The sequence below is a fragment of the Abyssibius alkaniclasticus genome, from assembly GCF_020447305.1.
GTDB classification, from domain to species: Bacteria; Pseudomonadota; Alphaproteobacteria; order Rhodobacterales; family Rhodobacteraceae; genus Abyssibius; species Abyssibius alkaniclasticus.
In genome coordinates, this window is the sequence record NZ_CP095732.1 from 1,038,191 (window position 1) to 1,054,272 (window position 16,082).

Annotated in this window: 14 protein-coding genes; 11 read left to right on the forward strand and 3 right to left on the reverse strand. The window is 60.4% G+C overall.

Annotation, left to right across the window (positions count from 1 at the left end):
- Window positions 1-4 precede the first annotated feature (4 nt).
- The gene (locus tag LGT41_RS05385) at window positions 5-706 is read right to left on the reverse strand and encodes a GntR family transcriptional regulator (RefSeq protein WP_274129060.1); all 702 of its coding nucleotides are present in this window, start codon (window positions 704-706) and stop codon (window positions 5-7) included.
- 100 nt (window positions 707-806) lie between these two features.
- Here LGT41_RS05385 and LGT41_RS05390 point away from each other — a divergent pair, with 100 nt between their 5' ends.
- The 7 genes from LGT41_RS05390 (at window position 807) to LGT41_RS05420 (ending at window position 8,842) form a co-directional block, all read left to right on the forward strand.
- Window positions 807-2,330, forward strand: a complete 1,524-nt coding sequence (locus LGT41_RS05390) for a UxaA family hydrolase (protein WP_274129061.1) — start codon at window positions 807-809, stop codon at window positions 2,328-2,330.
- 14 nt (window positions 2,331-2,344) lie between these two features.
- Window positions 2,345-3,091: an SDR family oxidoreductase gene (locus LGT41_RS05395; protein ID WP_274129062.1), complete on the forward strand. Its 747-nt coding sequence runs from the start codon at window positions 2,345-2,347 to the stop codon at window positions 3,089-3,091.
- A 30-nt stretch (window positions 3,092-3,121) separates the two neighbouring features.
- Entirely contained in the window at window positions 3,122-4,648 is a 1,527-nt protein-coding gene (locus LGT41_RS05400; protein ID WP_274129064.1) for a sugar ABC transporter ATP-binding protein, read from the forward strand.
- The gene (locus tag LGT41_RS05405; protein ID WP_274129065.1) at window positions 4,645-5,652 is read left to right on the forward strand and encodes an ABC transporter permease; all 1,008 of its coding nucleotides are present in this window, start codon (window positions 4,645-4,647) and stop codon (window positions 5,650-5,652) included. The genes LGT41_RS05400 and LGT41_RS05405 overlap by 4 nt, the downstream gene beginning before the upstream one ends.
- Before the next feature lie 67 nt (window positions 5,653-5,719).
- Window positions 5,720-6,670, forward strand: coding sequence for an ABC transporter substrate-binding protein (locus tag LGT41_RS05410; protein ID WP_274129066.1), 951 nt, complete (start codon window positions 5,720-5,722; stop codon window positions 6,668-6,670).
- Between the two features lie 72 nt (window positions 6,671-6,742).
- The gene (locus LGT41_RS05415) at window positions 6,743-7,594 is read left to right on the forward strand and encodes a fumarylacetoacetate hydrolase family protein (RefSeq protein ID WP_274129067.1); all 852 of its coding nucleotides are present in this window, start codon (window positions 6,743-6,745) and stop codon (window positions 7,592-7,594) included.
- An 81-nt stretch (window positions 7,595-7,675) separates the two neighbouring features.
- Window positions 7,676-8,842, forward strand: a complete 1,167-nt coding sequence (locus LGT41_RS05420; RefSeq protein ID WP_274129667.1) for a BaiN/RdsA family NAD(P)/FAD-dependent oxidoreductase — start codon at window positions 7,676-7,678, stop codon at window positions 8,840-8,842.
- Here LGT41_RS05420 and LGT41_RS05425 read toward each other — a convergent pair.
- Together LGT41_RS05425 and LGT41_RS05430 are read right to left on the reverse strand one after the other, a co-directional pair.
- On the reverse strand, window positions 8,839-9,603 hold the full coding sequence (locus LGT41_RS05425; RefSeq protein WP_274129068.1) for a beta-keto acid cleavage family enzyme: 765 nt from the start codon (window positions 9,601-9,603) through the stop codon (window positions 8,839-8,841). The two genes, LGT41_RS05420 and LGT41_RS05425, sit on opposite strands and share 4 nt — an antisense overlap.
- A complete protein-coding gene (locus LGT41_RS05430; protein ID WP_274129069.1) occupies window positions 9,603-10,922 on the reverse strand; it encodes an aspartate aminotransferase family protein in 1,320 nt (439 codons plus the stop codon). The genes LGT41_RS05425 and LGT41_RS05430 overlap by 1 nt, the downstream gene beginning before the upstream one ends.
- A 124-nt stretch (window positions 10,923-11,046) precedes the next feature.
- On the opposite strand from LGT41_RS05430, the gene LGT41_RS05435 reads away from it, so the two are divergent.
- From LGT41_RS05435 to LGT41_RS05450, 4 genes are all read left to right on the forward strand, one after another.
- The gene (locus tag LGT41_RS05435; RefSeq protein ID WP_274129070.1) at window positions 11,047-11,910 is read left to right on the forward strand and encodes a MurR/RpiR family transcriptional regulator; all 864 of its coding nucleotides are present in this window, start codon (window positions 11,047-11,049) and stop codon (window positions 11,908-11,910) included.
- 37 nt (window positions 11,911-11,947) lie between these two features.
- Window positions 11,948-12,916 carry a TAXI family TRAP transporter solute-binding subunit gene (locus tag LGT41_RS05440; protein WP_274129668.1) on the forward strand — a complete coding sequence of 323 codons (969 nt, stop codon included), beginning with the start codon at window positions 11,948-11,950 and terminating at the stop codon, window positions 12,914-12,916.
- A gap of 124 nt (window positions 12,917-13,040) precedes the next feature.
- Window positions 13,041-15,653, forward strand: a complete 2,613-nt coding sequence (locus tag LGT41_RS05445; RefSeq protein WP_274129071.1) for a TRAP transporter permease — start codon at window positions 13,041-13,043, stop codon at window positions 15,651-15,653.
- Entirely contained in the window at window positions 15,650-16,081 is a 432-nt protein-coding gene (locus LGT41_RS05450) for a universal stress protein (RefSeq protein WP_274129072.1), read from the forward strand. The genes LGT41_RS05445 and LGT41_RS05450 overlap by 4 nt, the downstream gene beginning before the upstream one ends.
- Window position 16,082: the final 1 nt, after the last annotated feature.

The following is a 16,082-nucleotide window of genomic DNA, read 5'->3' on the forward strand; positions in this document are numbered from 1 at the left end:
CCTTTCACATGGTCGTGCGGAAATAGCCGGGGTGCTGGCGTTCCAGCGGGGTGATCCGGTCGATCAGCTGGCCCAGATGGTAGCTCATCGCATCGCGTGCGGCTTTTGGGTTTTGCGCACGGATCGCATCCAGAATCGTTTGGTGTTCGGCAACCGCCTCGGCCGGGCGGCCGGGGGCGGGCAAGAGCAGCATCCGTGCGCGCTGCAATTGCAGCGACAACTGGCCCGCGGCCGCAACGACCTTGGGAAAGCCGGTGAAGCTGAGGATAAGCTCGTGAAAGGCGACATCGGCTTCAAAAAAGCCCGGAATATCCGCATCTTCAACCAGCAGCCCCTGCAGGCGCAGGTTGCGTGTGAGTCTGGCCAGTTGCTCGTCGCTGCGCTCTTGCGCCACTTTGGCCACGGCGGCCACCTCGACCGCTTCGCGCAAAAAGCTTTCCTCGCGCAGTTCCGCAAGCGACAGCCGCGACACGCGCGTGGCGGATTGCGGCACGATATCGACCAGCCCTTCGGATGACAGCCTGCTGAGCGCCTCGGCCACGGGCGAGCGCGATACACCAAGCTCGGCGCAAAGCGCGCCTTTGCGCAGCACCATGCCAGGCTCGAATGTCATGTTCAGGATTTTATCGCGCAATACGCCATAAACCCGCTGGCCCAATGGCCCGTCCAATCCTTCAATATCCAGCATACGCGGCGGCTCGGTCATTTTGACTCCTTCAACTGACATGTTAGTTGACATATGCAGCAAGTCAAGCTAGTCATCATCCTACCCAAAGCGCCGATGGTCGGCCAGAGGAGCGCGCGCCATGAGCCTGAAAAATCGTATGCTGGTTTTGCATCCGCAGGACAATATCGCCGTGGCCCTGACCGATATTGCCGCAGGCGAAGCGATTGGCAAGACGGGCGCGGTGGCGGCGCAAACCATAAAACAGGGGCATAAACTTGCCATTTCACCTATAGCAGCGGGTGAAAACGTGCTGCGCTACGGGCAGATCATTGGCCAGGCCAAGGCCGATATTGCGCCGGGTGAGCATGTGCATGTGCAAAACCTGGGCATGGGCGAGCATACGCAGGACTATGCCTTTGCGCGCGATTCCGTGGCCCTTGCGCCGATCAGCGACAATCGCACATTCAACGGGTTTCATCGCGCCGATGGCCGTGTCGGCACGCGCAACTATCTGGGCATTCTGACCTCGGTCAACTGTTCAGGCTCGGTTGCAAAATTCATTGCCGAGGCGGCGCAGAAATCCGGCTTTCTGGACGCCTATCCGAATATCGACGGGATTGTGCCGATCACGCATGGCACGGGCTGTGGCATGTCGGGCGACAACGAGGGCTATGCCACGCTGTTCCGCACATTGTCGGGCTATGCCCAGCACCCGAATTTCGGGGGTATCCTGCTGATCGGCCTTGGCTGCGAAGTGATGCAGATCGCCGATCTGGTGGGGGGGCGCGCCATCCGCGCCGATGGTGCTTTGCGTTACATGACCATTCAGCACGAGGGCGGCACCCGCAAGACCATTGAAAAGGGCCTGACGGAACTGCACGGCATTGCCGCATTGGCCAATAGCGCCACGCGCAAGCCCGCGCCGCTGTCACAGCTTATGGTCGGAATGCAATGCGGCGGCTCGGATGGTTATTCCGGCATTACCGCCAACCCGGCGCTTGGCGTGGCATCCGACATTCTGGTGCGGCATGGCGGCACGACAATCCTGTCGGAAACATCGGAAATTTATGGTGCCGAGCATCTGCTGACCCGCCGCGCTGTTTCGGTGGAGGTGGGCGAAAAGCTGATCGAGCGCGTGCATTGGTGGGAAGATTACACCGCGCGCAACAAGGGTGAGATGGACAATAACCCGAGCCCCGGCAACAAGCGCGGCGGGCTGACAACGATTTTGGAAAAGTCACTCGGTGCGGTGGCCAAAAGCGGCAGCGCCCCGCTGACCGATGTGTATCTGTTTGGCGAAAAGATCGACAAGAAGGGCTTTGTCTTCATGGACAGCCCGGGCTTTGACCCCTGTTCGGTGACCGGGCAAATCGCCTCGGGCGCCAACCTGATTGTGTTTACCACCGGGCGGGGTTCGGTGTCGGGCTACATGCCCACGCCCTGCATCAAGGTGGCCACCAATTCCGAAATGTATCGCCGCATGTCCGAAGATATGGATGTGAATTGCGGCGACATCGTCACCGATGGGGTGAGCCTTGAGGAGAAGGGCCGCGAAATTTTTGAAATGTTCATCGCCATCGCCTCGGGCGGGCAAACAAAAAGCGAAGAGCTGGGCTTTGGCGGGGTGGAATTCGTGCCCTGGCAAATTGGCGCGGTGATGTGAATATGAGGGCTGACATGGTGCTGAAGAACAAAACGATCCTGATAACCGCCGCAGGCCAAGGCATTGGCGCGGCATCGGCGCGCGCCTGTGCCGCGGCCGGTGCGCAGGTGATTGCCACCGATCTGGATGCCGGTCTGCTGGCGGCGCTTGGCGATGAGCCGAATATCCAGACCCGCGTGCTGGATGTTACTGATCAGGGTGCGATCGATGCGCTGGCCGCAGACCTGCCCGACCTCGACGGTTTGTTCAACTGTGCCGGTGTCGTGCATCATGGCACGGTGCTGGAGCTGACCGACGCCGATTGGAACTTTGCGCTCGACCTCAACGTCACCTCGATGGTGCGCATGTGCCGCGCCTTTGTGCCCGGCCTGTTGCGCCGTGCCAAAAGCGAGGGCAGTGCCGCAATTCTGAACATGTCCTCGATGGCATCGTCGGAAAAAGGCTTCATCAACCGCACGGCTTATGGTGCAACCAAGGCTGCGGTGATCGGGTTGACCAAGGCGATTGCCGCCGATTTTGTCGCCCGGAATCTGCGCTGCAACGCGCTTTGCCCCGGCACGGTTGATACACCGTCGCTGCGCGGGCGCATCGCCTCGGCACCAGACCCGGTGCAGGCCGAAAAAGATTTCATCGCCCGCCAGCCTATGGGAAGGTTGGCCACGGTTGATGATCTTACCCCCACCGTGGTGCATCTGCTGTCGGATGGCAGCCGCTTTGTCACCGGGCAGGCCGTTCTGGTGGATGGTGGAGTGACGATCTGAGACGAAAACTGGCTTGGGAGGGCCGGGAGGATGAGTTATCTGGTCGAAATGAAGGGGATTGAAAAGCGCTTTCCGGGCGTTCACGCGCTGAAAGACGTGCAATTCAATCTCCGCCCCGGCGAAGTTCATGCCCTGATGGGCGAAAACGGCGCGGGCAAATCGACGCTCATGAAAATCATGTCGGGCATTTACGCGCGCGATGGCGGCGAAATGTTTGTCGACGGTCAGCCCGTTGCCCCCGAAAGCCCGCGCGAAGCCCAGGCGCTTGGCATTGGCATTATCCATCAGGAACTGAGCCTGATGAATGATCTGACCGCCGCACAAAACGTGCTGATCGGGCGCGAGCCGCGCCGCCGTTTCGGGCGGCTGGACGAGGCGGCGCTGAACCGCAGGGCCGCCGAGATTTTCGCCTCGCTCAACCTTGTGATGGACCCGCGCATACAGGTCAGCACGCAAACCATTGCCCGCCAGCAGCTGATCGAGATTGCCAAGGCGCTGTCCTACAACCCGCGCGTTCTGATCATGGACGAGCCGACCGCCGCGCTGAACGATGCCGAAATCTCCGAGCTGTTCCGGGTGATCGAAATGCTCAAGGCCGATGGCGTGGGCATTGTCTATATCAGCCACCGGATGGACGAGATCAAGCGCATCGCCGACCGTGTGACCATATTGCGCGACGGCGCCTATATCGACACGTTGAATGCCGCCGACACACCGCTGTCAAAGATCATCCAGCTTATGGTCGGGCGCGAAGTCACCCAGAATGCGCCCGATGTGCCCGATACATCGCAAAGCCCGGTCGCGCTGGAAGTGCGCAACCTGTCGCGCGGCAAAGACGTGCGCGATGTCAGCTTTTCGGTGCGCAAGGGCGAGATTCTGGGCTTTGCCGGCCTTATGGGCGCGGGCCGCACCGAGGTTGCGCGCATCATCTTTGGGGCCGATCCGCGTGATGCGGGCGAGATTCTGGTCGGCGGCCAGCCCGTCGATATCCGCAGCCCCTATATGGCGGTGCAGGCGGGCATCGGCTATCTGTCGGAAGACCGCAAGCATTTTGGCCTTGCGGTTGATATGACCGTGCGCGCCAATATTGCGATGGCCGATATGGGCCGGTTTACCAACCGCGCAGGCGTGCTGGATGAGGGCGCCATGAAGCACACGGCGCTTGCCTATATCGACAGGCTCGGCATCCGCACGCCATCGGATATGCAGGATGTGCGCCTGCTGTCGGGCGGCAACCAGCAAAAGGTGGTTATTGCCAAATGGCTGTTGCGCGATTGCGATGTGCTGATCTTTGATGAACCCACGCGCGGCATTGATGTTGGCGCGAAATCGGAAATTTACGCCCTGCTGGAAAAACTTGCCGCACAGGGCCGCGCAATCATCGTCATTTCATCGGAACTGCCCGAGGTGATGCGCCTGTCGCACCGCATTGCGGTCATGTGCGAAGGTCGGCTTACCGGCGTTTTGCCGGGCGGGGCGGGCACCACTCAGGAAGATATCATGGAACTGGCAACACAGCGCGACACCGCGCGGCCTGTCGCGGAGGAGAGAGTATGAGCAGCACCACAGCCAGCACCCCGAAATCGGCGCTGTCGCGCCTTGTTGCGGCGGGCACCCACCAGCGTGTTCTGGCCTTTGCCAGCCTGATCGTGCTGCTGATCGGCTTTTCCATCGCCTCGCCGAATTTCATGCAAACCTCGAACATGATCGCGATTTTGCAGGCAACATCGGTGAATGGTGTGCTGGCGATTGCGGTGACTTTGGTGATCATTACCGGCGGGATTGACCTTTCGGTCGGCACGATGATGACCTTTTGCGCCGTCATTACCGGCGTTGTCCTTACCTATGCCGGAATGCCCCTGTTGCTTGGCGTTGTCGCTGCGGTGGCCACAGGGGCGGTATGTGGCTCGCTATCCGGCAGTTTTGTTGCGAAAATGAAGATCCCGCCCTTCATTGCAACGCTCGGCATGATGCTCATCCTCAAAGGGTTGAGCCTTGTCATCTCCGGCACAAGACCGATCTATTTCAACGACACGCCGGGCTTTAGCGAAATTTCGCGCGGCTCGCTGATTGGCGAGATCTTCCCCATCGTGCCCATTCCGAATGGCGTGCTGATCCTGTTCATTGTTGCCGGCGCAACCGCCTATGTGCTGAACCGCACTGTGCTGGGCCGCTATTGCTTTGCGCTCGGCTCGAACGAGGAATCGGTGCGCCTGTCGGGCGTGAATACCGACCGCTGGAAAATTGCGATCTATGCGCTGGCCGGGGCGATTGTGGGCATCGCCGGGCTGCTCATCGCCTCGCGGCTGAACTCGGCGCAACCGGCGCTGGGGCTTGGCTATGAGCTGGAAGCCATTGCGGCCGTGGTTATCGGCGGCACCTCGCTTTCGGGCGGGCGCGGCTCGATCCTCGGCTCGTTGATCGGCGCGCTGATCATGGCCGTGCTGACCAACGGGCTGCGCGTGCTGTCGGTCGCCCAGGAATGGCAGACCGTTGTCACCGGCGCGATCATCATTCTGGCGGTCTATGCCGATATGATGCGCCGCAAAAAGTCGAACTAGTCGAAATTCCCAAGAACCCCGGCCAGAAAAACCAGCCGGAACAACCGACAACCAAGGAGGAAACCACATGTTGTCACGTCGCCTACTCATCGGCGCTCTTAGCGCCACACTCGCCTTCGGGGCCGCCCCATCGGCCTATGCCCAGGATGGCGAAATCTACATCCCGCTCATCTCCAAAGGCTTCCAGCACCAGTTCTGGCAGGCCGTGAAATCGGGTGCCGACCAGGCTGCCGCAGAATTTGGCGTGCGCATCACCTTTGAAGGCCCCGACAATGAAACGATGGTCGACCGCCAGATTGATATGCTGTCGGCCGCACTGGCAAACAACCCTGCTGCCATCGGCTTTGCCGCGCTTGACAGCCAGGCCGCCATTCCGTTGCTGCGCGAAGCGGCCGAAGCGGGCATTCCGGTCGTTGCCTTTGACAGCGGTGTCGATAGCGACATTCCAGTCACGACTGCCACAACCGACAACGTGGCCGCCGCATCGCTGGCTGCCGATATGATGGCCGAACTGATTGGCGGCGAAGGCACGGTGGCCGTTGTTGCCCATGACCAGACCAGCCGCACCGGCATTGACCGCCGCGACGGGTTCTTGAACCGCATCGCCGAAGCCTATCCGAACATTACGGTCGTAAGCGTTCAGTATGGCGCGGGCGACCAGTTGCAGTCGACCGAGGTTGCCAAGGCCATCCTTACCGCCAACCCCGAGCTTGACGGCATGTTCGGCACCAACGAAGGCTCTGCCATTGGTATTGTAAACGCCGTGCGCGAAATGGGCAGCGAAGGCCTCACCATTATCGGCTTTGACTCTGGCAAGGCCCAGACCGATGCGATTCGCGAAGGGCTGATGGCCGGCGCGATTACCCAGAACCCGGTTGGCATTGGTTATGAAACCGTGCGTGCTGCGGTTGCGGCGCTGAATGGCGAAGACCTGCCCCCCATCATCGATACGGGCTTTTACTACTACAACCAGGCCAATATCGACGATCCGGAAATTGCCGCCGTTCTTTACGATTGATCTGAAACGAGGTGCAGTCCAGGCTGGGCCTGGGCTGCACTGCCCCTGCAAAATCTGAACATTGAGGATATTATGAAACTTCTGCGTTACGGGCCTGAAGGCCGTGAAAAACCCGGCTGCCTGGATTCAGAAGGACAGGTGCGCGACCTGTCGGGCCATGTGGCCGATATTGCGGGCGATGCGCTGCTGCCCGAGGCGATTGCGCGGCTGCAAGCCCTTGATATTTCCGCGCTGCCCGTGGTGAGCGGCACGCCGCAGAACGGTTTGCGCCTTGGGCCATGCGTGGGGCAGGTGGGCAAGTTTATCTGCATCGGGCTGAACTATGCCGACCATGCCGCCGAAAGCGGGCTGGATGTGCCGCCCGAACCGGTGATTTTCAACAAATGGACCTCGGCCATCATCGGCCCGGATGACGATATTCAAATTCCCCGCGGCTCGGTCAAAACCGATTGGGAGGTCGAGCTTGGCGTGGTGATCGGCAAGGGCGGAAGCTATATAGACGAGGCCGACGCGCTGGACCATGTCGCAGGCTTTTGCGTGATCAATGATGTTTCCGAGCGCGAATACCAGATCGAGCGCGCCGGCACATGGGACAAAGGCAAGGGCTGCGATACGTTCGGCCCGACCGGCCCCTGGCTTGTAACACCCGACGAGGTAGGCGATTTCAACGCGCTTGCGCTATGGCTAGAGGTGGATGGCAAGCGCTACCAGAACGGCACCACGGCGACGATGGTGTATAAAGTGCCGCATCTCATAGCCTATTGCTCGCAATTCATGAGCCTGCAACCCGGCGATGTCATCTCGACCGGCACACCGCCGGGTGTGGGCATGGGCCAGAAGCCACCGCGCTATCTGGCGGGTGGCGAAACAGTGCGCCTTGGCATTGAAGGGCTTGGCGTGCAAACCCAGAAGGTGCGCGCATAAGCATGGTGGCCAGTTGCGGCGTGCTTGTGTAAATCCCTGAATGCTGCCATTGGGCAGGTTTTGCAACGGGAAGCACGCCGCATGGTCTATGATGCGATTGTTCTGGGCGCCGGCGGGGCCGGGCTGATGGCTGCGGCCACTGCGGGCCAGGCAGGCGCGCGGATATTGCTGCTGGACCATGCAGAAAAGGCGGGCAAGAAAATCCTCATCTCCGGTGGCGGGCGCTGCAACTTCACCAATATGCGCACCGATGCGGCCTGCTACCTGTCACAAAACCCGCATTTCGCGAAATCCGCCCTAAGCCGCTACACGCAATGGGATTTTGTGGCGCTGGTCGAACGCTACGGCATTGCATGGCATGAAAAAACGCTGGGGCAGTTGTTTTGCGATGGTTCGGCGCGGCAAATCGTGGCGATGCTGCTGGAAGAATGCGCCAGGGGCGGGGTCGAAATCCGGCTTTCCACCCCGATTGGCGAAATCCGCCATGCCGATGGCGCGTTTCATGTGGGCGATGCGCAGGCGGCAAGCCTTGTCATCGCCACGGGCGGGCCTTCCATTCCAAAAATGGGCGCAAGTGGCGTGGCCTATGAGATTGCCGCACAATTCGGGCTGAATGTCATTCCCCCGCGTCCGGCCCTTGTGCCGCTGACCCTGCCGCCAGAGGATGCCGCATTTCGCGAGATTTCCGGTGTGTCTTTTCAGGGGCAGACGCGCGCCAATGGTGCCAGCTTTGATGAAGCGGTGCTGTTCACGCATAAGGGCCTGTCCGGCCCGGCGATCTTGCAGGCATCCTCTTACTGGCACCCCGGCGATACGATTACGCTGACCGTGCTGCCCGATGCAGAAAGCAAATTGCTGGCCGCCAAGCGCGACATGCCGCGCGCCCAGTTCAAGGCCGCACTGGCCGTGCATCTGCCGCAACGGCTGGCCGATCTTCTGGCCGCGCGGCTGGGGCTTGCGGGCCAGCTTGGCAATATGCCCGATGCAGTTCTGAAGGCGGCAGCCGAGGCGCTGACGAATCTCAGCTTCCGCCCCTCGGGCAACGAAGGTTTCGCCAAGGCCGAGGTCACGGCGGGCGGCATCGATACCGACGCGCTTTCATCCAAAACGATGGAGTCGCGCCGCGTGCCGGGCCTGTTTGCCATTGGCGAGGCGGTGGATGTGACCGGCTGGCTGGGCGGTTACAACTTTCAATGGGCCTGGTCATCGGCGGTAGCGGCAGGCCAGGCAATTGCCGCACGGCGCTAGGCTTTGGCCAGCAGCGCCGCCACTTCCGCCACCCGCGCGGTGTTATCAGGCGCGATGCTACCATCGGCCATAAGGGTTGAATTTTCAAACCCCAGGCGGCATTTGCCCCCCAGTTTTGCGCTGCGCAACAGGCAGGCGGTTTCCCCGGCACCGAAAGCGCAAACCGCCCAGTCGGGGCGGATGCCTAGCGCATCCATCCAGCCGATAAACGGGTCAAGCTCGGCCGGGTCGGAATTGCGCGTGGCGCTATAGCGGCCCAGCACGAAAAGCACTTGCAGATCGGGCGATGAAAGCTGCGCGGCGGGCACGAGGCCGGCCAGCAATTCAGCATCGGCCAGGTCATACAAAATGTGCTGCAAATGGATGCCGCGCGCCGCACAATCGGCAAACAACTGCGTGGCAAAAGCGGGGCCATCGCGGCTGATTTCGCGCACGGAAACCGAGACATGCGCGCAGCCCGACTCCAGCGCCACGGCGCGTTGTTCGGCGGGCGAATAGATGCCAACCGCCTCGGTGGTGATTTGCACGGTAAGGTCGGGGCATTGCTGGGCCAGCGCAGCCACGGCTTCGCGGTAAACCCCGGCATCCAGCAAATGATGGCCCCTCTGGTCGCGAATATGCAGATGCAGCCCATCGGCCCCAGCTTTGGCGCAATCAGCCGCGCAGGCCAGCATTTCCGGCAGGGTGATCGGAATTGCCGGATGGTCGGATTTTTGCAACCGCGCGCCATTGGGGGCAACCATAAGCTTGGGCAGGTGCATTACAGCACCTCGACCAATGATGTTGCGAGCTTGCCAACCAGCTCGTCGATTTGCGCATCGGTTATGATGAAAGGCGGGGCAAGCAGGATATGGTCGCCGCGCTGCCCGTCGATCGTGCCGCCCATCGGATAGCAGATCAGCCCGTTGGCAAAGGCGGCCTTCTTCAGCCGCGCTGCCACGTTCAAGCCCGGCGCGAACGGGTCTTTGCTTTCGCGGTCCCTTACGATTTCAAGGCCCTGAAACATGCCACGCCCGCGAATATCGCCGATATGCGGGTGCTGTCCAAAAGCATTGCGCAAGGCTGCTTCAAGCCTGGCGCCCATTCTGGCCGCGCGCGCAACCATGCCACCCTCGGTCAGCTTTTTCAGCACGGCATCGGCTGCCGCGCAGGCAACCGGATGGCCGATATAGGTATGGCCGTGCTGGAAAAAGCCGGAACCCTCGCGGATGGCATCGTAGATTTTGCCCTGACAGAGCATGGCCCCAATCGGCTGGTAGCCGCCGCCCAACCCCTTGGCAATGGTCACGATATCGGGCGAAACGCCATCGGCTTCGCAGGCAAACAGCCTGCCGGTGCGCCCCATGCCGCACATGACCTCGTCCAGTATCAGCAATATGCCATAATGGTCGCAAATTTCGCGGATGCGGGTGAAATAGCCCGGCGCGGCAGGCACGGCGCCAAGCGTGGCACCGACCACAGGTTCAGCCAGAAAGCCGATCACGTTTTCCGGACCAAGGCGCAGCAGTTCCGCCTCCAGCGCATTGGCTGCGCGCAGCCCGTAATCGGCCTCGCTTTCACCATCCTCGCGCAAACGATAGGCGTAACACGGCTCGATATGGCTGGCGGAAACCATCACCGCATCGAACGGTGCGCGCCGCCACATATTGCCGCCCGTGCCGAGCGCCCCGAGCGTATTGCCGTGGTAGCTTTGCTTGCGGGCAATGAATTTGCTGCGCTCCGGCTGGCCGATTTCAATCATATATTGCCGGGCGAGCTTCATTGCCGCCTCTACCGCTTCCGAGCCGCCCGAGACGAAATAGACCCGGTCTATTCCCGCCGGGGCATGGGCGACCAACCTGTCGGCCAATGATTCGGCCGGCTCGGAAGACAGGAAGCCGGTATGCGCAAAGGCCAGCTTGTCGAGTTGTGCCTTGATGGCGCTGGTCACATCCGCATCGCCATGCCCAAGGCAGGACACCGCCGCCCCGCCGGAGCCATCGAGATATTGTTTTCCTGTCGAATCATAGAGATAGACACCCTCGCCGCGCATGGCGATGGGCGGAAGCGATTTCGGGTTGCGGGGAAAAACATGGTTCATGGGGGTTCCGGTTTTGGCTGAGGCAGGGACGGTGGTGCAGCGACTCTGAAACAAATGATACACCATTTGACAAAGAGTGAAACAAAGTCAACACTACCAGAACGGTATAAAGCGGGGGGCGCGAGTGTCATTGTCATTTGAGACACGGTTGGCAAACCAGTATGATGGGCTGTCAGACGCGCTGCGTCATGCGGCGCAGTTTCTGGTGTCAAACCCGCTTGATATTGCCACCCGCCCCTTGCGCAAGGTTTCGCTTGATAGTGGCGTTTCGCCTGCCGCCTTCAGCCGGCTTGCACAGGCCCTGAATTATTCCGACTTTGAGGAGCTGCGCGAAGAAATGCGCGGCAAGATCGAGCGTGATTATCGCAGCTTTGCCAACAAGGCCGAGCGTTTGCAGCAAGATCATGGCGACGAGCAGACCAGCTTTCTGGATGCGCATCTGGCGGCCTGCCAGCAAAACCTGACCAGCTTTGGCCGCGGAATCGACCGGGCGCTTCTGGATGCGGCGGTGGACAAGCTCGTGCAGGCGCATCAGGTCGTGCTTCTGGGGGCGCTGGGCTCGACCGGCGCTGTCGAATACCTGTCCTATATGGCAAATTTCTGTGCCTCCAACTGGCATATGGCCGGGCGGATGGGGGCCTCGCTGGGCGGCGCGCTGACCGGGCTGACGCAGGATGATGTGGTGCTGATCGTCACCAAACCGCCCTTTGCCGAACGCTCGATCGCGGCGGCAAAACTGGCGCATGAACAGGGCGTGTATGTGATAGTCATCACCGATACGCATTTATGCCCGGCGCTGCGCTTTGCCTCGGCCGGGTTCGTGGTGCCAACCGCCAGCCCGCATTTCTATTCATCCTATGTGACAACCCTGTTCTTCGTGGAAACCGTCATCGGCCTTGTGCTGAGCCGGTCGGGCGAGCGGGCGCGGGCGCGCATCGCGCAGGTTGCACAAACCAATGTTCTACTGGCCGAAGTTTACGACCAGTGACAGCAATCGCGACATCAATAACCAAAGGGAGACTATGATGTTTGATAAACTGAAATATGCGGCGCTGGGCGTTGTTGCGGCAACGCTGATGGCACCCGCCGCCATTGCCCAGGAGTTCATCACAATCGGCACCGGCGGTGTGACGGGTGTTTATTATCCGACAGGCGGCGCCATCTGCCGGCTTGTGAACAAAGACCGCCGCGACCACGGCGTGCGCTGTTCGGTGGAATCGACCGGCGGGTCGGTCTATAACATCAACACCATTCGCGAGGGCGAGCTGGAATTCGGTGTGGCCCAGTCCGACTGGCAGTATCATGCCTATAACGGCACATCGTCCTTTGCCGATGCAGGCCCGTTTGAAAAACTGCGCGCGGTTTTCTCCATCCATCCGGAGCCGTTCACCATTGTGGCGCGGGCCGATAGCGGGATCACCTCGTTTGAAGACCTGCTTGGCAAGCGCGTGAATATCGGCAACCCCGGTTCAGGCCAGCGCGGCACGATGGAAGTTGTCATGGAGGCTATGGGCTGGACAACCGACGATTTTGCGCTTGCCACCGAGCTTAAGGCCGCCGAACAGTCGGCCGCCTTGTGTGACAACCAGATCGACGCGATGGTCTATACCGTTGGCCATCCTTCCGGCTCGATCCAGGAAGCCACCACCGCCTGTGATTCCGTGCTGGTCGAGGTATCCGGCCCCGAAATCGAGGCGCTGATTGCCGACAACCCCTTCTACCGCACCGCGGTTATTCCGGGCGGCATGTATCGTGGCAATGATGAGGATGTCACCACCTTCGGTGTGGGTGCCACACTCGTAACCTCGGCCGATGTGTCGGACGATGTTGTATATGTGCTGGTCAAGGCGGTCTTTGACAATTTCGAAGACTTCCGCGGTTTGCACCCGGCCTTCGCCAATCTTGACCCTGCCGAAATGGCAACCGCAGGCCTGTCGGCGCCGCTTCACCCCGGGGCCGAGCGTTACTACCGCGAAGCCGGCTTGATCGAGTAGGCGTTTGCGTCGACACTAAAACCAAAACAGGTCCGGTGGCGATGCGTTGCCACCGGATACCCGCCTTCAAAAGGGCCGGGGCTGACAGCACAAAACCAGCCGGAAATCGGCGACAGGGGGGCATATGTCAAAATCAGAAAAACGCGCGTTGAGTGAGGAAGAGCTTCAGGAACTGGTCGCCGCCAGCGATAGCGGCGCGCGTAGCCCGGTTGGCAGTGTTGGCCTGTTTGTGGCTGCTGTTGCGCTGATCTGGGCCATATTCCAGGTGCTTCTGGCCTCGCCCGTGGCGCCCTATATCCTGCCCGGCGACCTGATCAACAATTCCCGCCAGATTCATCTGGCCTTCGCGGTGTTCCTTGCGGCAATGGCCTATCCATTGTTCAGGTCGAGCCCGCGCGACTATATCCCCTGGTATGACTGGGTGCTTGGCCTTGGCGGCGCATTTCTTGCGCTTTACGGCTATTTCTTCTACGCCAAGATCGTTTCCAATGGCGGCCTTGCCGATGATAGCGACGCGTTGTTCGCGCTGGCCGGGCTGATCGTGCTGTTCATTGCGGCCTATCGCGTGCTTGGCCCCGTCATGGTCGCGCTGGCGGTTATCTTCCTTGCTTATGTGTTCTTCGGCTCATCCGAAATGGTGCCCGACCAGATTCGCTGGGCCGGGGCCAGCCTGCGCAAGGCGATGAGCCATATGTGGATCACATCCGAAGGGGTGTTTGGCATTGCGCTGGGCGTTTCCACCAAATTCGTGTTCCTGTTCGTGCTGTTCGGCGCCCTGCTCGACAAGGCGGGGGCGGGCAATTACTTCATCAAAATGGCCTTTGGTGCGCTCGGGCATCTGCGCGGCGGCCCGGCCAAGGCGGCGGTTGTCGGCTCGGCGGCCACGGGGCTGATTTCGGGCTCGTCCATCGCCAATGTCGTGACCACCGGCACCTTCACCATTCCGCTGATGAAACGCGTTGGCTTTTCCTCGGAAAAGGCGGGCGCGGTCGAAGTGGCAAGCTCGGTCAACGGGCAGATCATGCCACCGGTCATGGGGGCTGCGGCCTTTCTGATGGTGGAATATGTCGGCATTTCCTATGTCGAGGTGATTACCAGCGCCTTCCTGCCTGCCGTCATCTCCTATATCGCGCTGGTCTATATCGTGCATCTTGAAGCGGTCAAAACCAGAATGCCGACAATCGGCAACAAGGTGGTTTCAATGGGCCGCACGATCGGCGGCATGTTTGCATTTTTCGCCGGTTTCGCGGCTTTGTGCTATGCCACGCAATACCCCGTGCAGGCCATTGTCTCGCTGGTGCCCAACGGTGCCGGATGGGTGCTGGCCGCGCTTCTGGGGCTGGTCTATCTGGCGCTGATCTGGCTGGCCTCCAAATCCGAAGATCTGGAGCCGGATGACCCGAATGCCGAGGTGGTAGAACTGCCCGACCTTGCGAAAATCTACAAATCCGGGCTTTACTACCTGCTGCCGATCATCGTGCTGGTCTATTTTCTGATGATCGAGCGTAAATCGCCGGGCCTGTCGGCCTTTTGGGCGACCTTCCTGCTGTTTGGCATTCTGCTGACACAGAAATCCCTGAAAGCCTTCTTTCGTGGCGAAGCCAATGCCATCAGCCGCCTGAAGGACGGGTTCAAAGACCTGATCGACGGCATGATCGACGGGTCGCGCAACATGATCGGCATCGGCCTTGCAACGGCCACTGCCGGCATCATCGTCGGCACGGTTTCGCTGACCGGTATCGGGCAGGTCATGGCCGAGTTTGTCGAATTCCTGTCGGGCGGCAACCTTGTCCTGATGCTGATTTTCGTGGCGATCCTGTCGCTGATACTGGGCATGGGCCTGCCGACCACGGCCAACTACATCGTTGTATCCTCACTTATGGTCAGCGTTGTGGTGGAGCTTGGCGCGCAATCCGGGCTGATCGTGCCGCTGATAGCCGTGCATCTGTTCGTGTTCTATTTCGGCATCATGGCCGATGTCACACCGCCTGTGGGGCTGGCGAGTTTCGCTGCTGCCGCCGTGTCGGGGGGTGATGCCATCCGCACCGGCTTCATTGCGTTCTTTTACAGCCTGCGCACCGTGGCCCTGCCCTTCGTGTTCATCTTCAATACCGATCTGCTGTTGATCAATGTCACCTGGTATCAGGGGATCATCGTGTTCGTGGTCTCCACCATCGGGATTTTGGTGTTCACCGCCGCCACAATGGGCTGGTTCATGACCAAAAGCCGTATCTGGGAAACCGTGGCGCTGCTGGCCATTGCGCTGGCGCTGTTCCGCCCCGGCATTTTCATGGACCAGATTCAGGCGCCCTTCGATGAAACTGACCCGGCAGGTTTTAGCGAGGCTTTGGCCAATGCCGAACCGGGCAGCCCCTTCAGGCTTGTAATATCCGGCCCCGACTTTGACACGCTGGAAATGAAGGATGTGACCGTTCGCATTCTTACCCCCGATGTTGACGGGGCCGAGGCACGGCTCGATGCGCTGGGCATCATCCTCATCCCCGAAGACGGTGTGCAGCGTCTGGACGAGCCGGCTTTCGGCAGCGAATTTGGCGAAACGCTAGCGGATTTCGACTTTTACGGCGACGAGGTTGTGTCGATCACTGCCGTCACCTCGCCGGCCAGCCAGTTGCCGAAGGAGTTGATCTTCATTCCGGCATTGTTGTTGCTGGGCCTTGTCGGCTTTGTGCAGATGCGCCGCGCCAGAACCCACGCGCTGAAAGGAGCCACGGCATGATGGACACAATCCTATGCTCGGTCGACATCAACCGCCCGGATGAGCAGCACCGCCTGCTTGAAGTGGCCAATGAAATGGCGATGGCGCATGATGCGCAGCTTGACGTGATCACCGTGATGCCGGATTTCGGCTCAACCGTGGTGGGTGCGTATTTCAAGGACCATGCCGTAACCTCGGCGCGCGATACGGCGGGCGTGAAGCTCAAATCGCTGGTCGTCGATGTTTTGGGCGTCGAACGTTCGGCCAGCGTGCGGCGCATCATCAGCGTTGGCAATGTCTATGAAGAAGTGCTGAAAACCGCAAGGATCAACGAGGCCGATCTCATCGTCATTGGCGCCCACCGCCCCGATCTGAAAGATTTTCTGCTTGGCCCCAATGCCGCGCGGGTCGTGCGCCATGCCAATTGTTCGGTCTATGTGGTGCGTTAGC

Excerpts from the sequence above, each read along its gene's own strand:
- LGT41_RS05385 (WP_274129060.1), bottom strand. The coding sequence starts at position 706 with ATGACCGAGCCGCCGCGTATGCTGGATATTGAAGGATTGGACGGGCCA.
- LGT41_RS05410 (WP_274129066.1), top strand. The coding sequence starts at position 5,720 with ATGTTGTCACGTCGCCTACTCATCGGCGCTCTTAGCGCCACACTCGCC.
- LGT41_RS05390 (WP_274129061.1), top strand. The coding sequence starts at position 807 with ATGAGCCTGAAAAATCGTATGCTGGTTTTGCATCCGCAGGACAATATC.
- LGT41_RS05425 (WP_274129068.1), bottom strand. The coding sequence starts at position 9,603 with ATGCACCTGCCCAAGCTTATGGTTGCCCCCAATGGCGCGCGGTTGCAA.
- LGT41_RS05400 (WP_274129064.1), top strand. The coding sequence starts at position 3,122 with ATGAGTTATCTGGTCGAAATGAAGGGGATTGAAAAGCGCTTTCCGGGC.
- LGT41_RS05420 (WP_274129667.1), top strand. The coding sequence starts at position 7,676 with ATGGTCTATGATGCGATTGTTCTGGGCGCCGGCGGGGCCGGGCTGATG.
- LGT41_RS05415 (WP_274129067.1), top strand. The coding sequence starts at position 6,743 with ATGAAACTTCTGCGTTACGGGCCTGAAGGCCGTGAAAAACCCGGCTGC.
- LGT41_RS05405 (WP_274129065.1), top strand. The coding sequence starts at position 4,645 with ATGAGCAGCACCACAGCCAGCACCCCGAAATCGGCGCTGTCGCGCCTT.
- LGT41_RS05395 (WP_274129062.1), top strand. The coding sequence starts at position 2,345 with ATGGTGCTGAAGAACAAAACGATCCTGATAACCGCCGCAGGCCAAGGC.
- LGT41_RS05430 (WP_274129069.1), bottom strand. The coding sequence starts at position 10,922 with ATGAACCATGTTTTTCCCCGCAACCCGAAATCGCTTCCGCCCATCGCC.
- LGT41_RS05445 (WP_274129071.1), top strand. The coding sequence starts at position 13,041 with ATGTCAAAATCAGAAAAACGCGCGTTGAGTGAGGAAGAGCTTCAGGAA.
- LGT41_RS05440 (WP_274129668.1), top strand. The coding sequence starts at position 11,948 with ATGTTTGATAAACTGAAATATGCGGCGCTGGGCGTTGTTGCGGCAACG.
- LGT41_RS05450 (WP_274129072.1), top strand. The coding sequence starts at position 15,650 with ATGATGGACACAATCCTATGCTCGGTCGACATCAACCGCCCGGATGAG.